The organism is Alteromonas sp. AWJ4_199 (genome assembly GCF_056159165.1).
The window spans coordinates 1,005,063-1,027,899 of record NZ_JBSWUR010000001.1 but is presented as its reverse complement, the minus strand read 5'-3'; the positions used below and the strand labels follow the sequence as shown (position 1 = coordinate 1,027,899).

The 22,837-nt window shown below is 42.2% G+C and carries 19 protein-coding genes; 15 read left to right on the top strand and 4 right to left on the bottom strand.

Features of this window, described 5'->3' with window-relative positions; all coding sequences use genetic code 11:
* The first annotated feature begins 99 nt into the window (after positions 1-99).
* The 9 genes from ACXAER_RS04540 to ACXAER_RS04500 all read left to right on the top strand — a co-directional run bounded on the left by ACXAER_RS04540 (position 100) and on the right by ACXAER_RS04500 (position 8,092).
* On the top strand, positions 100-2,127 hold the full coding sequence (locus ACXAER_RS04540; protein ID WP_474827029.1) for an aminotransferase class I/II-fold pyridoxal phosphate-dependent enzyme: 2,028 nt from the start codon (positions 100-102) through the stop codon (positions 2,125-2,127).
* A gap of 149 nt (positions 2,128-2,276) precedes the next feature.
* On the top strand, positions 2,277-2,558 hold the full coding sequence (locus ACXAER_RS04535) for a hypothetical protein (protein WP_474827027.1): 282 nt from the start codon (positions 2,277-2,279) through the stop codon (positions 2,556-2,558).
* A gap of 4 nt (positions 2,559-2,562) precedes the next feature.
* Positions 2,563-2,868 (top strand): hypothetical protein, encoded by a 306-nt coding sequence (locus ACXAER_RS04530; RefSeq protein ID WP_474827025.1) that lies wholly within the window; start codon positions 2,563-2,565, stop codon positions 2,866-2,868.
* Positions 2,869-3,044: 176 nt separating this feature from the next.
* Positions 3,045-3,827 carry a TrmH family RNA methyltransferase gene (locus ACXAER_RS04525; RefSeq protein WP_474827023.1) on the top strand — a complete coding sequence of 261 codons (783 nt, stop codon included), beginning with the start codon at positions 3,045-3,047 and terminating at the stop codon, positions 3,825-3,827.
* A gap of 37 nt (positions 3,828-3,864) precedes the next feature.
* A complete protein-coding gene (ylqF, locus tag ACXAER_RS04520; RefSeq protein WP_474827021.1) occupies positions 3,865-4,866 on the top strand; it encodes a ribosome biogenesis GTPase YlqF in 1,002 nt (333 codons plus the stop codon).
* A gap of 79 nt (positions 4,867-4,945) precedes the next feature.
* Positions 4,946-5,455 (top strand): WbuC family cupin fold metalloprotein, encoded by a 510-nt coding sequence (locus tag ACXAER_RS04515; RefSeq protein ID WP_474827019.1) that lies wholly within the window; start codon positions 4,946-4,948, stop codon positions 5,453-5,455.
* A 368-nt stretch (positions 5,456-5,823) separates the two neighbouring features.
* Complete coding sequence (locus ACXAER_RS04510) at positions 5,824-6,045, top strand: helix-turn-helix domain-containing protein (protein ID WP_014950268.1); 222 nt, start codon at positions 5,824-5,826, stop codon at positions 6,043-6,045.
* Between the two features lie 206 nt (positions 6,046-6,251).
* On the top strand, positions 6,252-6,881 hold the full coding sequence (gene upp, locus ACXAER_RS04505; RefSeq protein WP_269917486.1) for a uracil phosphoribosyltransferase: 630 nt from the start codon (positions 6,252-6,254) through the stop codon (positions 6,879-6,881).
* A 185-nt stretch (positions 6,882-7,066) separates the two neighbouring features.
* Positions 7,067-8,092: a LacI family DNA-binding transcriptional regulator gene (locus ACXAER_RS04500; protein ID WP_474827014.1), complete on the top strand. Its 1,026-nt coding sequence runs from the start codon at positions 7,067-7,069 to the stop codon at positions 8,090-8,092.
* Between the two features lie 408 nt (positions 8,093-8,500).
* Here ACXAER_RS04500 and ACXAER_RS04495 read toward each other — a convergent pair whose 3' ends face one another.
* The gene (locus tag ACXAER_RS04495; protein ID WP_105931565.1) at positions 8,501-9,088 is read right to left on the bottom strand and encodes a thymidine kinase; all 588 of its coding nucleotides are present in this window, start codon (positions 9,086-9,088) and stop codon (positions 8,501-8,503) included.
* A 5-nt stretch (positions 9,089-9,093) separates the two neighbouring features.
* Positions 9,094-11,112 carry a putative bifunctional diguanylate cyclase/phosphodiesterase gene (locus ACXAER_RS04490; protein ID WP_474827008.1) on the bottom strand — a complete coding sequence of 673 codons (2,019 nt, stop codon included), beginning with the start codon at positions 11,110-11,112 and terminating at the stop codon, positions 9,094-9,096.
* 457 nt (positions 11,113-11,569) lie between these two features.
* Here ACXAER_RS04490 and ACXAER_RS04485 point away from each other — a divergent pair, with 457 nt between their 5' ends.
* On the top strand, positions 11,570-14,080 hold the full coding sequence (locus tag ACXAER_RS04485; RefSeq protein ID WP_474827003.1) for a TonB-dependent receptor: 2,511 nt from the start codon (positions 11,570-11,572) through the stop codon (positions 14,078-14,080).
* Positions 14,081-14,199: 119 nt separating this feature from the next.
* Here ACXAER_RS04485 and ACXAER_RS04480 read toward each other — a convergent pair whose 3' ends face one another.
* Together ACXAER_RS04480 and ACXAER_RS04475 are read right to left on the bottom strand one after the other, a co-directional pair.
* Positions 14,200-14,907 carry a hypothetical protein gene (locus ACXAER_RS04480; RefSeq protein WP_474827000.1) on the bottom strand — a complete coding sequence of 236 codons (708 nt, stop codon included), beginning with the start codon at positions 14,905-14,907 and terminating at the stop codon, positions 14,200-14,202.
* Positions 14,908-15,063: 156 nt separating this feature from the next.
* Positions 15,064-17,313 carry an acyl-CoA dehydrogenase gene (locus tag ACXAER_RS04475; protein WP_474826996.1) on the bottom strand — a complete coding sequence of 750 codons (2,250 nt, stop codon included), beginning with the start codon at positions 17,311-17,313 and terminating at the stop codon, positions 15,064-15,066.
* Between the two features lie 261 nt (positions 17,314-17,574).
* Between ACXAER_RS04475 and ACXAER_RS04470 the strand changes: the two genes are divergently transcribed.
* The 5 genes from ACXAER_RS04470 to ACXAER_RS04450 all read left to right on the top strand — a co-directional run bounded on the left by ACXAER_RS04470 (position 17,575) and on the right by ACXAER_RS04450 (position 22,716).
* Entirely contained in the window at positions 17,575-19,869 is a 2,295-nt protein-coding gene (locus tag ACXAER_RS04470; RefSeq protein ID WP_474826991.1) for an efflux RND transporter permease subunit, read from the top strand.
* A gap of 1 nt (position 19,870) precedes the next feature.
* On the top strand, positions 19,871-20,665 hold the full coding sequence (locus tag ACXAER_RS04465) for an outer membrane lipoprotein-sorting protein (protein WP_474826987.1): 795 nt from the start codon (positions 19,871-19,873) through the stop codon (positions 20,663-20,665).
* Positions 20,662-21,846, top strand: a complete 1,185-nt coding sequence (locus ACXAER_RS04460; RefSeq protein ID WP_474826983.1) for a hypothetical protein — start codon at positions 20,662-20,664, stop codon at positions 21,844-21,846. The genes ACXAER_RS04465 and ACXAER_RS04460 overlap by 4 nt, the downstream gene beginning before the upstream one ends.
* 12 nt (positions 21,847-21,858) lie before the next feature.
* Entirely contained in the window at positions 21,859-22,389 is a 531-nt protein-coding gene (locus ACXAER_RS04455; protein WP_474826979.1) for a hypothetical protein, read from the top strand.
* A gap of 69 nt (positions 22,390-22,458) precedes the next feature.
* On the top strand, positions 22,459-22,716 hold the full coding sequence (locus ACXAER_RS04450) for a DUF3081 domain-containing protein (RefSeq protein ID WP_474826975.1): 258 nt from the start codon (positions 22,459-22,461) through the stop codon (positions 22,714-22,716).
* Positions 22,717-22,837 lie beyond the last annotated feature (121 nt).

Below are 22,837 nucleotides of genomic sequence, written 5' to 3'. Positions count from 1 at the left end.
GTTACACTATTTTTAGTTTTCAAGTTTGGTTGTTTAATTCTTACTTTTATGAGTTTTAGCCTAGTGCTAAATGCTCACTATTAATTACATGGTTGGTTAATGCGCCCTCATTTAAAAATTCTTGTTATAGAAGATGCTGTTGATCTGTTGGAACAAATTACGTCGAGCATAGGCAACACCATTGCTTACTTTGACCGAAGTGATTTGGAAATAAGCCTGCTAGAGGCAAACTCCGTTGCAAAGGCACTACAATTTGTTCGTGAAGACGGTGACATTCAGGCTGTGGTATTTAGCTGGGATGTGGTAGCGAAGGTTAAAGAGCTAACAGACGTAGTGCCTTTAAATGGCGTACTTAATGAAAATACGAGCCCCGCGGCCGAAAGCGCTAGTTCACAAAACGCGAACGAGAAAACCACAAGCGAAAAGTCGTCTGCACGCAACGCAGTGATTGATAATAACGCCAGAGTTATCGACGCTATTAAACGCATTCGCCCTGAACTTCCCGTGTATGTTTTAGGCGATGCAGTAAAAGGATTGGATATTGTAAACCAAGCCAATGGCATTGAATCATTCTTCTATCGTAACGACATTATTTCAGACCCAGAATCCATTTTGGGTTATATCATCAATGACTTTGATGATAGAAACGAAACGCCGTTTTGGACTGAATACAAAGACTATGTGGTAGAGTCTAATGACTCGTGGCATACGCCAGGTCACAGCGGTGGCGCAAGCTTTAGAAACTCACCCTATATTAGTGATTTTTATCGTTTCTTCGGTCGTAACGTGTTCGTCAGCGATTTGTCTGTTAGCGTTGACTCACTGGGCTCACTATCAGATGGCACTCACGCTATTGGTAAAGCGCAAGCCGCTGTTGCGAATACTTTTGAGGTTCGCCATTCCTATTTCGTCACGAACGGCTCTTCTACATCAAACAAAATTATTTTGCAGACGCTGTTGCGTGAGGGCGATAAAGTAATTGCCGACAGAAACTGCCACAAGTCAGTGCACTACGGCATTATTCAGGCGCGAGCCATGCCAGTGTATTTAGACAGTGTATTTAACCCTGAATACGGTATTTTTTCACCGCCTAGGATGGCGCAAATTAAGCAGCTTATTGAAGAAAATACTGATGCTAAACTTATCGTACTGACGGGCTGTACTTATGATGGGTTACTTACCGACCTCAAGCAGGTGGTGAATTTAGCCCATGAACATGGCATTAAAGTGTTTATTGATGAAGCGTGGTTTGCGTATTCCTTGTTCCATCCTGTATTACGCGACTACTCGGCTATCGCAGCTGGGGCAGACTATATAACTCACTCTGCGCACAAAGTGGTGTCGGCGTTCTCGCAAGCATCTTTTATTCATGTAAACGATCCCGATTTCGATAAAGACTTCTTTAAAGAAGTGTTTGCAATTCACACCAGTACCTCGCCTAAGTATCAGTTAATTGCTTCGCTTGATGTATGTCGACAACAGCTGGAGATGGAAGGCTACAAAATCCTTAATGAGCTGCTAAGCAATGTTGCCGAACTCAAATCGCAAATGGCCAAGTTCAAGCGACTTAAAATACTTTCGCCTAGTGACTTTGCGAATATGTTTTCTCATTTCGAAAGCGATAACATTGGGCATGATCCGCTTAAAATCTTAATAGACGTATCGGCGCTTGATTATTCAAACCAAGAAATACATCGTTTCTTGATGGACGAGGTTGGTTTAGAAATCGAGAAGTTTACTCATAGCACTATTCTAGTACTGCTTACGCTAGGCGGAATGCGCTCTAAAATTGTAAGGCTGTACAACGCATTGAAACGTCTTGATGACGGCGCCGTTAATCTAAGCAAGCGCAAGAGCAAAAGCCCGTTACCGGCAGACATTCCGCCAATTCATTTAGATGACCTTCCGTCAAAAGCGTTTTTCAGCCCTAGGGAAGCCATTCCATGGCAAAACAGCGTTGGACGCACTGCAGCTGGCTTAATTACACCGTATCCGCCTGGTATTCCGCTTATTGTTCCTGGACAGAAAGTGGAACAAGCGCATATTGATTACCTTCAGGCACTGGCAAGCCAGAAGCTTACCGTACAAGGTATTTACGACGGTGAAATTTATGTTGTTGCTGAATAGCATTAGGAAACAAGAACCAAACCAGTTTGGTCGGTGCTTTAGCTCTTCTGTGTTTTAAAACCCGCCCATTGCACAGTTTCTATTTTTGACTTCATTTTTTACCCTGATTTTGGCTTCGAATGGAAGCTTACTGAAACAAGGAAATGTAAATGAAAGAGTTAAATACAAGTGAACTTGAAATGGTGTCCGGCGGTTTTGATGGTTGGGAGCAACTAGGCGTTGGAATTGCCATGATTGGTTTGGGCATTGCTATTGTGGGCACAGCAGGGCTAGCAACAGTGCCCATTGCTCTCGCAGGCGCTGCAACGCTCGGTGAAATTGGAATTGGTGCAGTTGGTGTTGGTTTGGCTGGCGCAGGTGGGTTTGCTGCTGGTTCATCGCTGACGTCAACGAGTGATGATACGAAAGAAGCCACAACATTAGACGAGTAATTTAATGTTTAAAGTACAAATTCAAGGTAGCGATACCACCTCAGTTGCATCGTTAAGAGTATTGCGTACTTTATGGCCGTTTTCACTTAAAGCGGTAGAAGAGTTAGCTACAGCGTTGAAGAAGCAAAACGAGTTTGTGCTGGTGGAAGGTGTGACGGAAACATTTGCAACAGAACTTGCCCACGAGTTTGAAAGTGCAAATGTTGTATGTCAGATTTTACCAAGTGAAAAAGAAGAAGCCTGCTTGTGTATTCCAATTGGTGAGTCACGCAAACGTTGGAACGCTCTAGGTGTCTTGGTATCTCGATAATTAAAAAGGCGTTTACAAGTTATTTGGAACGCCCTTTTTAATACTATCCTTTATCTCGTATTTCCCCACTACAATCTTTTTCTCTTACTATTTGTTTCACTATTGAGACTTGCCGCTTTGCGTTTTGGGTTTCATACCTTAAACTTGCGCCGAAAGTTATAAAAAGGGCAGTGCAAATGAAACTAAGTGACGTGAAAAAGCTTCATCAAAAGAAATTTAGAACACAGTTCGGATTCTATTTGGTTGAAGGAGAGCACTTAGTTTTAGAGCTAATTAATGTTGCTCAGCATGACAGTAGTACATTAGGTGATATCACCCTTTATGTAACAGCTGATTATGAGGCGTGGGTGAAAGAAAGACTTGATTCTTCAGCCTCTAAAATGAAAGTAGAAACGGTATCGTCGCAACAAATGCAGCAGCTAAGCGATACGAAGTCACCTCAAGGTATTATTGCTCGCGTTCCACTTCCGAATGCTTCGTTGCGTTCAGAGCGGTCACAAACCAATATTTCTGAAAGCAACTCCAGTACCGAAAAGTACGTTTATTTATATGAAGTTCAAGACCCCGGCAACTTAGGCACCATACTAAGAACGCTAGCGTGGTTTGGTGATTTTACGCTATTACTAAGCCCGAACAGTGTGGACCCTTATAACTCGAAAGTTGTACGCTCAAGTATGGGGGCTATTTTCCATGTGAACATGGAATTAAACGTAGCGCTTGAGAGCCTAGGCGAGCGGTTCGAACGTTTCGCCTTCTTGGATATGAATGGAAGCAATATCACATCAAACACCTTTGGTGATTACCAGTGTTATCTTTTTGGCAACGAAGCCCGTGGGGTGCCTGTTGACGCACTATCGCAGCTAAACGCGACTGCGTATACCATAGCGGGAAGCGGTAAGATTGACTCATTAAACTTAGCCAGCGCTGTGAATATTTGCGCTTATGAATTAACCCGTTAAGCACCTCCCCTCAACTCGATTACGATAGGAAACAACCATGGCATTACAATGGTTCCCAGGGCATATGCACAAGGCCCTGAAAGAAATTAAAGAGTCGCTTAATCAAGTAGACATTCTTATTGAGGTGCTTGACGCACGTATTCCATATTCAAGTGAAAACCCTGAAATTGCAAAAATACGCGGCGACAAGCCCTGTATTAAAATTCTTAATAAGTATGATTTGGCAGACCCAGAAATTACTGCGTGCTGGCAGGAAAGCTTAGAGAAAGAGCGCGGCGTGAAGACGATTACGACCTCTAGCGATAACCCAGGCAACAGCAAGCAAATTATGCAGCTGGTTAAAAGCATTTGTTCGTATAAAGAAGGTCAGCCTAAAGCAATTAAGGCTATGATCACTGGTATACCTAACGTGGGTAAATCGACGCTAATTAATATTTTAGCCGACCGAATCATTGCTAAAACAGGCAACGAGCCAGCTGTAACGAAAAGCCAGCAGCGCATAAATTTAGGCAGCGGTATTATCTTGTTTGATACACCGGGAGTACTGTGGCCTAAGCTTGAAAACCCACATTCTATTTACCGGTTAGCTTCATCAGGTGCTGTTAAAAACACCGCTATGGAATACGACGATGTTGGTTTTTTTGCGGCGGATTACCTGATAAAAGCTTATCCAGAGGTCATGAAGGAACGCTATAAGCTAACCGAATTACCAGATACTGAAATTGAGTTTCTGGAAGCCGCCGCTAAAACGCGCGGAGCAATTCAAGCGGGTGGTCGCGTAAATCTTCATAAAATATGCGAGATCCTGCTTAAAGAACTGCAGTCGGGTAAGTTGGGACGAATTACGCTAGAGACTCCAGAAATGCTGGAAGTCGAAAAAGAAGAAATGGCACTTGAAGCGGCGAAAAAAGCTGAAGCGAAAGCCAAGCGTAAAGCAAAATTCAAAACAGGCTCGTTAACGCCAGATAAGAAAGATCGGAAAGAAAAGCGAGAAGAGAAGCGTCAAGAGCAAAGCCGCAGAATGAAGAAAAACAAATGATGGCTTTTGATAGTTGCGCAATCAGAGGGAGAAGCGATACGCTTTGATTCACTACTCAAGCTTTAGTTAGGAAATGAGGTTGGACAATATTAAGTACTTTGATAACGCACTGTTTAGTGAGTTAAAACAGAAAGCGGCAGAGAGTCCTCGCCGACGAGCTAACTTTAACGTTCACAAATCTTATACTGATATGGTTCAGCGTCTTTTTATTGCCATGATGCCAGACTCCTACGTTCGGCCCCATCGACACGTGCAGCCTCACAAATGGGAGTTTTTCATTGTTGTGGAAGGTGAGTTGGAGATTCTTTTTTTCAACGACGACGGCGTGGTAAAAGAAAAAGTAACGTTGACGGCAGGTGGAGAAACCTCCGGCATTGAAATTCCACCTAATACCTGGCATGCAACTGTGTGCTCTAGCCCAGTGGTATTTATGGAAGTCAAGCAAGGGCCGTATGAAGTGACGGATGACAAAGGTTTTGCAAGCTGGTCTCCTGAAGAGGGGAGCGACCTTGTACCACGCTTTCTTGCTTCTCTTAAACAATCGAAGGTTGGTTCTGACGTTACTTGCTTAAGCTCGTCTGTTTCCTAAAACGGCTGCTTTCAACTTGTTTTGCAGACTTTCCTTTTTGGAAAGTCATTGCTATTGCTTATCTACATGGTATGGTTAAGGATAAGTGACACGAGGCGGCTACTGTTTTCACAGAATAACCATTAGCCCAACTATTTCACTTAGTCTCGGCAGAATGCCGACTGTACAAGCACATTGTAAAAAGAGAATTATTATGCGAAACGTTTCAACTGGTTATTTTTATAATTTTAATTACTGATTGCACCTGACCGTCGGTGTTCAGGGGCAAGTATTGGCTTCTGGGCACTGCAGGTAAAAACGTTTTGCAAAAGCCCAGAAGGTATCACCATCTGGGCTTTTTTAATGCCCGAAATTCTCGGTAAAAGACAATGAAAGAAATCACACTAGGCGACATTAGAAAACAGCACAGAGTTAAACAAGAAGTCGTAGCAATGGCGTTATCAGTGACGGCGTCAGGCGTAAGCAAGTTGGAATCAAAGCGTATCCAGGACGTGTCTCTTCAACGTGCAGCTGCTTATTTAGCTGCTGTTGGCGGGAACATGAAAATTGAAGTAACTATGCCTGATGGCGCTACTTTGCAAGTAGGGTAGGCTGGTTCATCTCATACACACCGTGAATAAATTCAAAAGCAGTCGAATAATTAGCAAAGACAGAACTCGGTTAACAAGCTAGTTTTTGTGAAATCAGCTTAGCTTGTCCTAAGTAAGCATTGAATAAATATATTTTTACGACCAATCCCTTTAACTAAGGCACGGCTGGGTTAAAATATAGTGAATTCGATTACAAGGAGTCTTACATGGCCGTTCACGAAATTACCCATCCGCTTATTGCGCATAAACTAGGGCTTATGCGAAATGCCAAAATTAGTAGCAAAGATTTTCGAGAGCTTGCCTCAGAAGTGGGAAATTTGCTGACCTATGAAGCAACGCGAACTCTGCCTACAGAACGCGCTACTATAAAAAGCTGGTCGGGTGACGAAGTAGAAGTAAGACAAATTAAAGGGAAAAAAATAACGGTAGTGCCAATCCTTCGCGCCGGATTGGGGATGTTAGAAGGTGTATTAGAGCTAATTCCAAATGCGAAAATTAGTGTGGTTGGGCTTTATCGCGACGAAGAAACCCTTCAGCCGGTAGCTTACTTTGATAAGGTAGTTAAAAATATCGATGAGCGTACTGCACTTATTGTGGACCCCATGCTTGCCACAGGCGGAACTCTAATCGCAACTATTGATCTACTCAAAAAGAAAGGCTGCCGCAGAATTATGGGGTTGTTTCTTGTTGCCGCACCTGAAGGCATCAAAGCCGTAGTTGATGCTCACCCCGATGTCGATATATTCACAGCTGCTATTGATGAAAGGTTGAATGAAAAGGGCTATATATTGCCTGGATTAGGCGACGCAGGTGATAAAATCTTCGGAACTCGATAGCGATATTAATATCTTAAGGTTAAGTTGTTCAAAGGTTTGTTAAATCAGGTACTTTTAAAACGTTAAAATTATTGAGTTAAACGTTTAAGAAGGTGTTACAATCGAGGGGTGGTCACAGTGCGTGTTGACTGCCCTTCTTTGTTTTAGCGTAGGGCACTCAGCTTCGTTAAATGAGTTAAAAATTAATGAACAAAACAAAACTAACCCTTAAAGATGTTGCTGAGCAGTTAGGCGTATCAACGGCAACCATTTCAAATGCGTTTAATCGTCCAGATCAATTATCCAAAGCGAAGCGTGAAGAAATTTTATTGCAGTGCAAAAAGATTGGATACAGCGGGCCAAACAAAGCCGCGCAAATTCTGAGGAAGGGAACTTCAAATATTGTAGCTTTAGTACTGGCAGACAGCATTTCCTATATGGTTAGTGATCCTGTAGCAAGTACCTTCATAAAGGGCGCCTCTTCTGCGTTACAGGAAAGTGGTAAACACTTGCTTCTCTATGCAGGCGACTCGAATAGTATTGCTGACGTTGTAGACTTCGTTGATGGATTTATTTGTTATGGTCAACCTCGTAATGTAAATCTTATAAGAGAACTGGCTGCCTCACTTAAACCTGTAGTTACTGTCGATTTTGATATTGATAATAAGCCCTCAATCAATATTGATAATGAAGAAGCGGCTTATCAGGTGGCTAGTCATGCTTTAAATGAAGGCGATTCAGTCGCAATTCTAGGGTTACGACTTATTGACTCTCCTGCAACGTGCCGTATTTATGATAGCCCTCTTATTGATGTTGAAACCTCTATTGCTCACCGACGCTTAGATGGCTACTTAAGGGCTGCTGAAGATAAAAATGTGGTTGTGACGAAAGAAGCCATTTGGCATCTACCAGAAAGTGATAGGCACTTCGCGCGACAAGCTGCAAAAGAAGTGCTTACAAGCTCCCCTAGACCTAACGTTGTAATTTGCATGAGTGACATCATAGCGTTGGAGCTGTTGCATATGGCACTTGAGATGGGCATAAAGGTTCCACAAGAATTAAAGATCACTGGCTTCGACGGCATCGAAGAAGCCGAGAGAGCGCGACCAAGTTTAACAACGGTATGTCAATCTAGCTCTCAAAAAGGCGTAGAAGCTGCAAAATCGCTTTTAGACCACGTTAAAACTAAAAATACGCTGCCGTTTGAAGTACGTTTAGGCGAAACGGTTTAGTAAGACGCTTTGTCTTTAAAAAATTCTGCTTTGAAAGGGCGTCTATTTTCAAATGTATTTAGTAAGCGAGGGAACAAACAGCGGGTGCAAATTTAATTAAGTATTTGTGTCGGCTAGGTTCCCCCCTTTTATAGCTAATGTTTTTTCCGTTCACAACTTTGCAACTTTAACACTAGTGAATTTAGAAGTTAGAGCATCTTAATTATTTAAGATGCTTTTTAAAATTGGCTATGGCTATAAACATCCAAATATAGAGTTTCAAAAGAAATGTTAACAGTATTGCAAGAAACCTAGTGGTAAACTGCTATTACCAAAACGGTTTAGATTAAGAGTGAAGAGGCTATTAAGTAAGCTAATAGCCGGAACCTGAATTGCAGTGAATTTACTTTAAGAACAAATTAGCCCAAATTAAGCCTGTTCATCCCAAACAAGGGCTTTGAAATGTTTTCGGCACATTGATTCATAACGGTCATTCCCGCCGATTTGTACCTGGTCTCCATTTTTAACCGCGTTTCCATTTTCATCTAGCCTTACAACGAAGTTAGCTTTTCTGCCACAGTGGCATACTGTTTTAAGCTCGAAAAGCTTGTCTGCCCATGCGAGCAGATAATGACTGCCTTCAAAGGTTTCTCCCAAAAAGTCCGTTCGTAAACCATAGGCAAGCACCGGAACGTCCAATTCGTCTACCACTTCAACCAGCTGCCGAGCCTGCGTTTTAGTAAGAAATTGGGCTTCGTCGATGAATACACAGTCAGGCTTCCGTTCTTCGCAGTCTTGGCGTATTGATAAGAATAAATCATCTTCTTTGTTGTAGAGCTTAGCGTCTGCTTGCAATCCAATTCTTGAGGTAACTTTACCCACACCATAGCGGTCATCAAGGGCCGCAGTGTAAATAATAGAGTGCATGCCTCGCTCGCGATAATTATAGGCTGATTGAAGAAGAGAGGTTGATTTTCCTGCATTCATTGCAGAATAGTAAAAATAAAGTTGAGCCATGGTGATTAATAATTTTCGTTGTACCAAGAAATAAGGTTATTAGCATCCATAGGTTTTGCATAATAAAAACCTTGCAAGTAGTCTGCACCGAGCGCTGAAACATGTGCTTTTTGTTCTGCAGTTTCAATGCCTTCTGCAATAGTTTTACAGCCAAACTCTTTTGCCATCAATATGGTTGCCCTTATTATGGTATCACTCTCCTCAGTTCTATTCTGTATAAAAGAGCGGTCAATCTTGATAAAGTCGAATGGAATCGACTGGAGTCTGCTTAGTGAGGAGTAGCCGGTTCCAAAGTCATCAATAGATATTTTCACGTTTCTATCAACCAGTTCACTTACTCTCTGACCTATAAGTTTTTTATCTATCGCAAATACACTTTCAGTAATTTCTAGGTGCAGTTGCGTTGGGGCTATTTGTGTCGATTTAAGCGCACTGTCTAAAATTTTGGAGAAACCGTCGTCTAACATTTGCGCTACTGACACGTTTACTGACATGGATATTTCGTTACCAAACGACCAGTGAGACAGGTCGATTAGGGCTCTGTTTAATACCCAAGCTCCGATTTCAGGCATTAAGCCACTTCTTTCTGCAAGTGGAATAAACACGGCGGGGGAAATATAGTCATCTTCACACTTCCACCTTAACAGCGCTTCAACAGTGAACACGGTATTCGTATTAACATCAATAATTGGCTGATAGAAAACGCTCAATTCACCGTTTTCGATGGCTGTGCGAAGCCTTTCACATAATTTTTGCTCAATCTTTATTTCAGCATGGAGGGCTTCGTTAAACACGCTTACCGACCCACGCTGTTTGCGCTTCTGGTCGTACATGGTTAGATCGGCGTGTTGAATTAGGTCAAGAGCAGCATCACCGTGCGAAGGAAACATTGCGATTCCTATTGTGGCATCTAGGGTAATTTGATTGTCATCCGCAAGGATAGGAATAGTGACCCCACTTCGCATGGCGTGTGCGACTGCTTTGGCCGTATCAATATTCGCGTAGGGTATGACAGCGACGAACTCATCTCCCCCCCAGCGGCCCAAGTGATTATCTTCTGTGTAGTTACGAAGTCTTTTAGCAATTTCGGCTAGTACAATATCGCCAATCTTATGTCCAAGGCTGTCATTCACTTGTTTGAAGCCGTCCAAGTCGATAAACAGAACCGCAAGGGAGTTATCAAGGGCGCGCGTTGTATCTAGAAGATTGTTTAAATGCTTTAAGAAGCCATTTCTGTTGGGCAGGTCTGTAAGAGGATCTCTGTTCGAAAGACGATATAATTCAGCGGTTCTTCGCTCGACCTCTGCTTCCAGATTTAAATTAGAAGCATCTAGCTTTTGGTTTGAAGCGATAAGCAATTGGTTTACTTTCTCTGTTTCATTCCTCTCTATTTTCATTTGCTCCATTAGCTTATTATTTTTAGCCTTGATGTATAAGGTGTTGATAAAAAACTTGTGGTAGCGAAATGCACTAGTAAAAATACCAAACCAAAATACAAGCCCGAGCACACCTAAAACAAAAAACTCGCCACTTTCATCTAAGATAGCGCACAAAGACATAGGAATAAGAAGCGCGGTCGTGTAAAAGCCAACAAGGTATTTATTGGGTGATAGAACGGTTCCTGCTCCGCCCGACATAGCTGAAAGTACCACCATGGTCGCTGCAAGCTCAACCGTTGCCATGGTGGGATAGAACAAAATAGAGTAGAGCCCCCAAATACTCCCTGTGGTAAACAAGCCAATTGAGAATCTTAACAAAACTGGTCTAGGGTTATAGTGAGTGCCTACAAGTTTAAAACGCCAGTAAATAGCATCTAAAAGACGCACTATCGACACGCCCATCATTACCATCCAAACCTGAAATTTCTGAACGAATATTGAAGGAGAGTCACTTTCGAAGAAAAACAATAAACCAGAAAAAGCAAACATGGTCATCAGAAAACCAATGAAACTGTTGCCAATAAGCATATCAGTTGTATCTCGCTCTATCTCAATTTGCGATATTGACTCTTGATCTATATTCAACGAGAAAAACCTTTTAACAATTTGATGCCTTAAGCGCGTCCAATGAAACCCAAACTATCAAACTATAGTGTTTCTTTCTGGGCACTTTTTTAATTTTTACACTATATTTTAATTTATCACAGAGCAATTATCATGCTATCGGTTTGGTAGATTTTGAATGAAATTATTAACCAATTTGCTTTCCTTGCTGTTCAAATTGCATTCCCTTTCTTAATCGATATTTAGTTTTTTACCGTCGTATTTGTTCTCTGTGTTTAACCACAAGGAACCTAAGTATTAACACTTTTGAGAGGTCAGGTAATACTTTCGAAGTAATTTTTTTCACAGGTTGTTTACAATGTTGATTTTTTGTTATACATTCTTAATCGATTAAGTATGTTTGTGTTGCCACCAACCCTAGTAGTAAGGGTAGCGGCTACTTAGGATTTAACAACTCCAACACATTACCGGAGAAAATATGAAGAAACATCACACACTCAACGCACTAACATTAGCCGTTTGTACAGCACTTTCTGGCACGGCTTTCGCTCAAGAATCTGCGACACCAGAGACTGAAGCAAAATCTAAAGAGAAGTTCGAGCAAATCGTTGTTACTGCAGCGCCAGGTGGCGCAACAATGCAGGAAGCGAGTGTTTCAGTTAGCGCTTTCGATGAGGAAGATATTCTTAAGTTAGCGCCTCGCTCAACAGCTGAAGTATTCCGAGCTTTGCCGGGTATTCGTGCTGAATCATCAGGTGGTGGCGGTAACGCAAACATTACAATTCGTGGTATTCCGCTAGCGACAGGCGGCTCTAAGTTTCTTCAGCTTCATGAAGACGGTTTACCAGTACTAGAATATGGTGACATTAACTTTGGTAACGCAGATAACTTCCTTCGTTACGATTGGTCGGTGGCGAATGTTGAAGCAGTACGTGGTGGTTCAGCATCAACGTTTGCAAGTAACTCGCCAGGCGGTGTTATCAACATGATCAGCAACACGGGTGAAGTAGGTGGTGGTGCCATTGGTACATCATTCGGTGTTGACTATGAAGAGTTCCGTTTAGATTTCCGCTACGGTGGCGAAATCACTGATGACCTATATTATCACATTGCAGGTTTTGCTCGTGGCGGCGAAGGTCCTCGTGAAACTGGTTACAATGGCGACCAAGGCGGTCAGGTTAAATTTAATATCACGAAGATGCTTGATAATGGTCACATTCGCTTCTTCTACAAGAACTTAGATGACAAAGTGTCTACGTACCTTCCTTCACCAGTACTCGTTAAAGGTGACGGCGAATACGGCCCAGTTCCAGGCTATGATGCCAGTTCACAAGCGCTGAATTCTGCGTATAACACAAACATTTCTACTTTCGACAGCTTCGGTAATCCGGAAAACCGTGACGTTCGCGACGGTATCGAGTCAAAAGTAAACTCATTTGGTGTAGAAGTTGACTTGGAAGTAGCTGAGAATTTGTTCTTATTAAACAAATTCCGTATTTCAGATATTTCTGGTGGCTTCATCGCGCCGTTCACTGACGGTTTCCCAGCAGGCCCAGGTGATGTATCTAACTTTGCATCAGCGCTATGTTCTGGCGCGACAGACGGTGACGGCAATGCCCTTAACTGTGATAGCACTAGCGTAGTATTGGCCAACGGTCCTGGCGCAGGTGAAGTATATACAGGTCAAGCATTTACAAATCTTCAGTTTGATACGCGAATTAACGACCTTGGCAACATGATAAACGATTTTAGCTTGCGTAAAGAGTTTGATAACGGTATCGACCTAACAGTAGGTTACTACTACTCAAATCAAGACATCGCTACAAGCTGGTCAAGCTGGCAGACGTTTATCCAAACACTTGATGGTGACAATTCTCAGTTGCTTACTATCACAGATGCAGACGGTGTTGAGCTAGTGTCTGATGGTTTACTATCGGCAAGCTTCCTTTCTTGGGAGTGGGATCTTAACTATGTGACTAAAGCACCTTACATGAACGTTGGCTTTGAGTTATCGGACAACATTCTCATTGATGCGTCGGTACGTCACGATACCACTGAAGCTTCTGGCGAGCTTATTAGCTCTTGCTGTGGTGGTAATGCTGATTTCGACCTAAACGGTAACGGTGTAATTGAGCAAATTGAAGATGCTTCTGCAACTAATAGCGGCTTTATTCGCGGTGGTGTAATCAACCTAAACCGTGCTGGTGCGGCTTCTCAAATCGTAGATTACAGTGCAAATAACACGTCTTACTCAATTGGTGGCTCATACCTATTGAGCGATAGCCAAACGTTCTTCGCTCGTTACTCTAAAGGTGGCCGTGCCATTGCTGACCGCCTACTTCAAATTGGCGGTACGTTGAACGCGGATGGTAGCCTAACAAGCACAACTTCAGGTTACGACACAACCAAGCAGTTCGAAATTGGTTACAAGTACGGTACTAAAGACCTAATGGTTAACGCTACTTTGTTTGATACTGTTACTGAAGATACGCAAGCAGAAGTAACAAGCGGTCTAACTTTCATGCGTGAGTACGAAGCAACAGGTCTTGAGCTAGAAGGTCGTTGGAATGCAACTGACAACTTTGTTATGTCAGGTAACTTAACGTGGACTGATGCAGAAATTAGCGATGACGTTAATAACCCTGCATTAGAAGGCAATACGCCTCGCCGTCAAGCGGATTGGATCTGGACTATTACTCCAGAGTACGTTACCGACACATGGTCTGTTGGTGCTTCACTACAAGGCTCTACTGAGTACTTCGTACAAGACAATAATGACCTGAAACAAGATGGCTACACGCTTGTAAACTTATTTGCTACCTATTGGGTAAACGACCAGTTCTCAGTGTCACTTAACATGAACAATGCGACTGATGAGTTTATCATTACTGAATCAGAAGAAGGTTCTGCTGCAGTAGGAAGCTATGTACGTGCTCGTCCTCTGAACGGTCGTACAACAGTACTTTCTCTAAAGTACATGTTTGACTAAAGCTAGGTAAATTAACGCGTAATATAAAAAGATTTTGCCTAGGTAGGATATATATATTACGTTAAATTTCAAAGTCTTAAAACGCCCACTTCATACTGACGTGGGCGTTTTTATTTGTATCATTTGTTGTTATTCTTTTTTAGTTCGAGTTGTTTGGCTATAGCGCCGGAAAGACGGTCTAATAAATGGGCGTGTTTTTTATGGATAACATGAACTAACTCGTGCTCTACAAGCGGGATATATTCTATTCCTGATTGCTCAAAAATAGCTTTTTCTGAATAGTCACTGGGTAAAATTGCGTAATCAAACCTGCCGTTTAATAATAAACTGATAACATGATTGAAGTCATCGAACTCGAAGATATTAGCGCTAAGCTCATCTGGGTTCACATGCATATTGAAGAAAAAACGCGTGGTCACGGCTATTGCTTTATCTGGGGCTTGAATCACGCTTTTATCGCACTGTGCCCCTCTAATACACAGCAAAAAAGATGCACCATGGGAGAGGGCAGGTGGGACAATAATAATATTATTATCAGGTTGTGACGCCACGTCGTAGCGAATAACATCTGCATCCGTCATTCCTTCATTTAAAAGTTGAAGCCCTCGTTCACCACCAACTTTTTCAAATTTAACTTCTATACCCATATCACGATAAGCGCGTTGTATTAACGGTTTATAGAAAGCAGCCACGCGAGGGTGGTTGAGTTCGCCGACGATGAAATTTTGTCCGTTATCATGCGCCAAGGTACAAAACGACAAAGATAACGATAAAACTAAAAAGAGAGAGGAAACGCTTTTATTTATTAAAACTAGCGCCTTTATCACAGCACAGAGCCTTTCGTTAAGAGATGAGATTAACTAAAGGATAGAGCACGAATTAAACAATAGAAAGGAAACGAGCCTCAGATTTGAGCGCATAAAAAAGCCCTGTCACCAGAAGAGTGGCAGGGCTTTGTGTCAATATAACCGTATGGTTAATTTTTACGCAGCGTTTTGACCGCCATCAATTGCTTTAAGCGTTTGTGACGCTGGAACAAGTTCCATATCGAACGTGTACTCGTCTACACGTACTGCTAGCTTACGCTTCTCGTTGTAGTCGTGAAGCTTAGCGGCTTCATCAGCAGTCACAACGCCTTTTTCTTGAAGCTTGTTAAGCGCGTGTTCAAATGAGATGAACGGCACTACAGGCTCTTTGCGAAGTGCTTTTTGCACTTTACCAAGAAGGTGCGCAACTGCGTGTTTCGCTTTAAACGCCTGCTCGTTAATGTCGTTACCATCACCTGGGCTAACACGCACAAGATGCGTAAGCTGCTCTTTCACACTGTTATCTTGCATTGACGCAATTGAAAGCTCGCGTACTAGTTCGTCACTAATACCTGCAACACTGTTTGTGTAGGTGTTAGTAAGTAGGCGCATCAGACCGCGTGTAGCTGTGTTCGGGAAATTGTTAATGAAGTTAACAATTGCCTGATCAGCTTGCTGTAAAGACCACTGCATTGCGTACTCGAAATACGGTAATGCAAGTTTTCTGTCTTCAATACGCTGCTCGTAGAAACGAATTGCTGCCATCGCACCGTATAGGTAGCTCATAACGTCACCAAGACGCGCCGATAGAAGCTCAGCTTTCTTAAGGTCACCACCTAGTACTGCAAGCGAAAGGTCTGCTAGTGGCGCTAGTTTTGCAGATATGCTGTTTACACGCTTCTCGTACTTGCGAACCTCAGGTAGCGCAGACTCGCTTTCACGTAGGAACGGAAGGTAGCCTTTACCTAGGCTGCGGAACGCATTTTTAACACTAAAGCCAACAGTTTTACGAAGTACTTTGTTAAACTCTGCATCCGCCGAACTTTCGTTGCTGTGGATTAGGTCAACCATGTCCTTAAGGTAAGGGTGACAACGCATTGCACCTTGGCCAAAGATCATTAGGTTACGAGTAAGAATGTTCGCGCCTTCTACCGTAATTGCGATAGGAAGTGCAGCATAACCACCAGCCAATGTATTCTGAGGACCGCGCTGAATCGCTTTGCCTGCTTGGATATCCATCGCAGAGTTCATAACGTCGCGACCTAGCTCAGTCATGTGGTACTTAGCAATTGCAGTCACTACCGATGGCTTAACGCCTAGACCAAGACCTTCAGTCGTTAGAACACGCATGGCTTCAAGTAAGAATGTCTTACCCGCGATGTCAGCCATTTTCTCTTGAATACCTTCGAAGCGACCGATTGGAAGGCCAAACTGCTCACGAACGAACGAATATTCTACAGTACCTTTAAATGCAGACTGTGCAGTTGCCACGCCCATTGCCGGAAGTGAAATACCACGACCTGCGCCTAGGCAGCTAACTAGCATCTGCCAGCCACGGCCAATGTTCTTTTGACCACCAATAATGAAGTCCATAGGAATAAAAACGTCTTGACCACGAGTAGTACCGTTGTAGAAACGTACGCCCATAGGATCATGACGGTTACCTAGCTCAACTCCTGGGTGCGACTTAGGAAGAAGGGCACAAGTAATGCCTAGCTCCAGCTTGTCGCCAAGTAGTTGGTCTGGGTCAAATACTTTAAATGCAAGACCAAGTACAGTCGCAATTGGCGCAAGCGTTATATAGCGCTTGTCCCAGCTTACTCGAAGACCAAGTACTTCTTCGCCATTGTATTCGCCTTTAGTAACGATAGCCGCATCAGGAATCGCACCTGCATCTGAACCTGCCTCTGGGCTTGTTAGCGCGAAACATGGAATGTCGCGACCATCCGCAAGGCGAGGTAGCCAGTAGTCTTGCTGCTCGTTTGTTCCGTAGTGCATTAGAAGCTCACCCGGGCCTAACGAGTTAGGTACCATTACAGTTACGGCAATTGCACCGCTTTTCGCAGCGATTGTTGCAACAATAGTAGAGTTTGCATAAGGACTGAATTCAAGACCACCAAATTTCTTTGGAATGATCATAGAGAAGAAACGGTTCTTACCAAGGAAGTCTAAAACTTCTTGAGGGATGTGCTTACCGTTACCAAGCTCGAAATCATCGATCATATTCAATAATTCAGCTACTGGACCATCCATGAATGCTTGCTCATCCGCGCTCAGTTTTGCCTGAGGTATATCGCGCAGTGCCTGCATGTCAGGCTTACCCTGATAAATAGAAGATTCAATCCATACGTCGCCCGCGTCTAGGGCTTCTTGTTCTGTGACTGAAATTGGAGGTAATACTTTCTTTAAGCTAGTTCTGATACTCATAATTAACTCATCCGCTCATCTGACCAGTTGTTTTAGTTAATACTACACCTTATTTACAAAAGATCAAAAAAAATCACTAATCTAAACGTTAATTAGTGTTAATGTTTCATTATTTCATAGGCTTAGTAATTAAGGTTATAGACTATGTATCAAGAAAATATACGTACGCGTGATCTTTTTTGATGATTAAATTTTTGTGTAAGTTATGTTAATTGCTGTTTTCAATGTAAAATTTCGTTATACAGATCCAAGGGTATTGTGATGAGTCACACATCTAGCAACGCGCCAATAGCAATAAGATTCCCTGTCATAACGCTAATATTAGTCCTAGTGGTCACAGCCATTTCTCTTATCGGAGCTCAAAACTTATATTTCCGCGGGGACTATAAGGTATTTTTTGAACCTGACGATCCACAACGATTAGCATTTGAAGAAATGCAGAACATTTTCAATAAAAGCGAAAATGTTGCCTTTATGGTGGTGCCTAGCGACGGTCAAGTATTAAAATCTTCTACGCTTACGCTAGTGAAAGAATTAACAGAAGCTGCATGGCAATTACCTTTGTCTACAAGGGTCGAATCAATATCGAATTATCAAAATACCTTCGATGACGATGGCGATTTAATTGTTGAAGATTTAATTACTGCAGAGAAGCTCTCTAAAGAAGGTATTGCGAACATCGCTCAAGTACTTTCTCGCAGCCCAGAACTTTACGGGCGACTCATTTCAAGAACCAAAGACGTTACCATTATTGATACGACGATTCAGTTACCTGATGGCGACCAAACCCAGCAAGTAATTGAAATAGCTGAAGCAGCGAAACAAATTAAAGCTCATTTTGAGAGTAAATATCCAGACCATAAAATTTACTTAAATGGAATGGTAATAATGAATGACGCATTTGCTGTAGCAGCACAGCAAGATGCCGAAATACTAATACCCTTAATGTTTTTACTCATCTTTGTTGCGATTGCCTTAATTGTAAAATCACTTTGGGCGGCAGTTTTTACATTATTTATAGTGATTTTTTCTGTAGCAATCACTTTGGGTTTTACGGGCTGGCTTGGTGTGTATTTAAGTACGGCTACAGTGAATGCGCCAACTATGATTACAACGCTTGCAGTTGCTGACTGCATTCATATTATCGTTGGAGTGAAGTACTACCTTAACCATGGGCTAGCCAACAAAGATGCGATTAAAAAGAGTATTGAGGTAAATAAAAAACCGATACTCATTACTAGCATAACAACCGCTATAGGCTTTGTTATGTTGAACTTCTCAGCGGTACCTATACTTTCTCACTTAGGTAACATGACGGCGTTAGGCGTTATGCTGGCCTGTGTTTTTTCCCTCACAGTATTACCGTCATTTCTGACACTTCTCCCTCTTAAAGCCACCGTTGTAGTTAACAATTCATTGTTTTCTAAATGGGCCGCTTGGGTAAATCGTCGCCACAGGGTACTACTGCCTACATCGCTTATCATCATTGTGGGGATCAGCCTGTTTGCAACCAATAATGTTTTAAACGATGTTGCGGTTAAATATTTCGATGAACGTAGTTCATTCCGACAAGCGGTAGAAGTAAACGAAGATAAGCTTGGTGGGATGTCGAATATTGACTTTGTCATTTATACGGACCAATCATACGGCGTCACTAACCCCAACTTTCTACAGCAGATAGAGAAGTTTTCTAATTGGCTACGGGCACGAAGTGAAGTCAACCACGTTTTAACTTTTACCGATACGCTTAAACGCTTGAATCGAAACATGAACGGCGATGATCCAAGTTTTAATGTTATACCTACAGACGGCGAGCTCGCATCTCAATATTTATTGCTGTATGAAATGTCTTTACCATTCGGGTTAGACCTTGGAAATCAAATTGATATAGACAAGTCAGCACTTCGTATAATCGCACTCACGGAAAACTTGGGAAGTCGCGATATAACGACATTAGAAAGGGAGGCAAAAGCCTACTTTGCGAGCTTATCAGACGATTATCGAATTGAAGCTGCAAGCCCACCACTAATGTTTGCCCACATTGGTGAGAGAAATATGAAAAATATGGTGTGGGGAAGTGTGTTCGCACTTGTTTTAATTTCCATACTTATTCTATTTGCTTTGAGGTCGATAAAACTTGGTGGCATAAGCTTAATTACAAACCTACTGCCTGCAGCAATAGGATTCGGGGTGTGGGGAATTATCTCAGGCGAAATAAATATGGCGCTTTCTGTCGTCATCAGCATGACGATGGGAATAATAGTAGATGATACTGTTCACTTTTTGACAAAGTATCAAGCCGCTAAATCGCAGGGTTCGAGCGCAAAAGAAAGTGTTGTTTATGCTTTCGAAACGGTAGGAATGGCCTTAACGACAACGACAATTGTCCTTACGATAGGTTTCGCCGTATTAGCATCGTCAAGCTTTGTCTTGAACGCACATATGGGTATGCTGACAATCATAATTATTGTGGCCGCATTAATTGTTGATTTCATCTTCCTGCCAGCGCTGCTCGCATGGCTAGAAAATACTAAAACAGCTCAGAAGGAGTCTTAATATGAATTTTTTCTTGCGAATAGTGTTGATTACAGCATTAAGTTGCACTGTTAAGTGCGGTTTGGCTTCCGAAATAAAAGGTGATGAACAGGCCATCGCCATAGCTAAAGAGCGAAAGGCCAGAGATACGGGGTGGGGAGCAAACGAAGCAAGAGTTCTGATGCTCTTGAAAAACTCTCAGGGAAAAGAGGCGACGAGAAAACTTGAAGTGAAGTCATTGGAAGTAGCAGATGACGGAGATAAGGCACTTACTGTTTTTGAGTCTCCTAGGGATGTAAAGGGTACAGCATTTCTAAGCTTTTCTCATGCACTTGAGGCTGATGAACAATGGATATTTTTGCCAGCGTTGAAGCGTGTAAAACGCATATCATCGCAAAGCAAAAGTGGCCCTTTCGTCGGTAGTGAGTTTGCCTTTGAAGATATGACCTCGTACGAGGTGGAAAAGTTTTCGTATACTTTTTTGGGAGAAGAAGAAGTAAATGGTGAGGCCTGTTTCGTTTTAAAGCAGGTCCCAGAATACGATTTCTCAGGGTATTCTTTTCAAAAAGTCTGGATAGACAAATCACATTACCGCGTTCAGAAAGTTGAGTATTATGACCGCAAAGAGTCGTTGTTAAAAACACTCTATCTATCAGAATATAAGCAATACAAAAACAAATTTTGGCGGCCTATGAAAAGTTTGATGCAAAACATGCAGACCAACAAATCGACGTCTCTGATTACTGAAGAATTGACGTTCGACACAGATTTGGATGAAAGCGATTTCAACAAAAACAGCTTAAAGAGAGCCCGATGATTAACCAGGCTGCTGCTCTTTTAGTTCTTGTCAGTTTTACTGCTTTTAGCAACGCCGTAGAGTTCACAGGCTCAGCGGGAATTGATTTACAGTATTATTTGCAAGATTCTTTGTATCCGCAGCAAGAGCGAGCATACCTCTCTACTTACATTGCGCCTGAAATTTATGCAGAATTCAATGAGGGACAAAATACGTTAATTTTTAGCCCTTTCTATCGACTAGATGAGCATGATAATGAGCGCACTCATGGCGATATTAGAGAGTTACAGTGGGCGCATTATCAAGACAATTGGGAAGCTAAAGTAGGCGTAGGTAGAGTGTTCTGGGGGCAAACTGAATCTGTGCACCTCGTGGACATCATAAATCAAACCGATGCTGTAGAGTCTGTTGATGGTGAAGCCAAATTAGGCCAACCTATGGTGAATTTTTCATATTTTACAGACTACGGAAGTTTTTCGCTTTTCGTTTTGCCGTACTTCCGCGAGCGAACCTTTCAAAGTGATAAGGGGCGTCTTCGCCCGCCTTTGGCTATTTCTAATGCTATTTATGAATCCTCTGAGGGAAAGAGTAATGTTGATTATGCAGTAAGGTGGCAGTCGTCTATCGGGGATTGGGAAGTTGGGCTATCGTACTTTTCAGGAACTACGAGAGAACCTGAGCTAGTTACTGAAATTTCAGAGTCTGGGGCACTGTCCATAAACCCTTTTTACGCGCAGATAGACCAGGTAGGTTTAGATTTGTTAAAAGTAAGTGGAGCTTGGCTGTTTAAAATGGAAAGCATTTATAGAAAAGGACAGTCAAAAAATTTTGCAGCTTTAGTGGCGGGCTTCGAGTACACTCGAGAAGGTGTATTCGGCAGCCGATACGGTTTGGGGTATTTGGCGGAATATCAATATGATGAGCGAGAAAATAATTTTTTTGCAATAGCTCAAAATGATATGATGCTTGGATTACGAGTGATAGCAAACGACATAGCAGGTAGCGAGATACTTGTTGGGTTTGTACAAGATCTAGATACAACATCTACGTACTCTGCTTATATAGAGGCAAGTAGTAGACTATCGGCAAATTGGCGATGGACATTAGATGGGTACTTTTTCTCATCTGATGATCAGGATGACCCTTTCTTTTTTTTGAGAAGGGATGATCACATTAAGTTTTCATTAGAGTACTATTTTTAAGGTGAAGAGTAGATGAATCGGTTTTTATGGACATTAGGTGTAATGGTTTTTGGATTTTCTCAAGCCCATGCAGCGCCTAAAAATTATGGATTAGCAACAGTTGGTTATAATAACTTCGACGCCTCAAGCGTAAGCGATAAAGAGTTTGCTTACAGTCTGGCCGTTGGTAGACAGGTTCACCGTCAGTGGTATGCTGAAGCAGGGTACATTAGCCTTTTTGATTATTCAGATAATGAAACTAAAGCCAATGGTGACGCGCTATATCTTGCCGTGTTAGGAAAAGCAAGTAGCAGCAAAGGTGAATTATTTTATAAACTCGGCGTTGCTAGAGTTGATGCTGATGTAACTTCAGAATGCATAGAAAATGATGTATCCATTCGTTGTGGCGTTTCGGAAAGTCTGGCAGCAGGGCTCGTAGGTATAGGGTTCGATTATTATGTTGGGTTAAGATCTATGATTCGTATGGAGTATGTTCATATGACAGGTGAAGACAGCTTTTCTACCAACATGCTGAATGTCGGTTTTAGATATAACTTCGATTGAGATTCGTTTTTTAATCCAAAACATGGGTAAACTTGTAAACATAAGTAAATTCATTACGACGGATTTACAATGAAAAACGAATTAGACAGCAAGTTTTTACTACAGGTTTTCGATAAAATTCGCCAACATGGCGCGCAAGAAAACGAGCAGTATAAGCTCAATGGGATAACAGCGTTTACAGACCACGACGGTTACACGCTGTTCATTGAAGATGTCAACGTAAAGCTTCAGTTTGGCTTTCATAACCAGTACCATTTTGATTATGATTCAAAAGAACAGTACGAGTCTTTTGAGAAAAAACTTAAGCAAATCGATAAAGACTATTGATACTTATTACTCGGCGGTTTCTTTAAAACCGGCGGGTAATAAATAGTTTTGTAGACTAGCATAACAGTCGGTTGTTCATTGTGGGCACGGCATACGGCCGTCGGCCTTTCTTTCTTGTTTT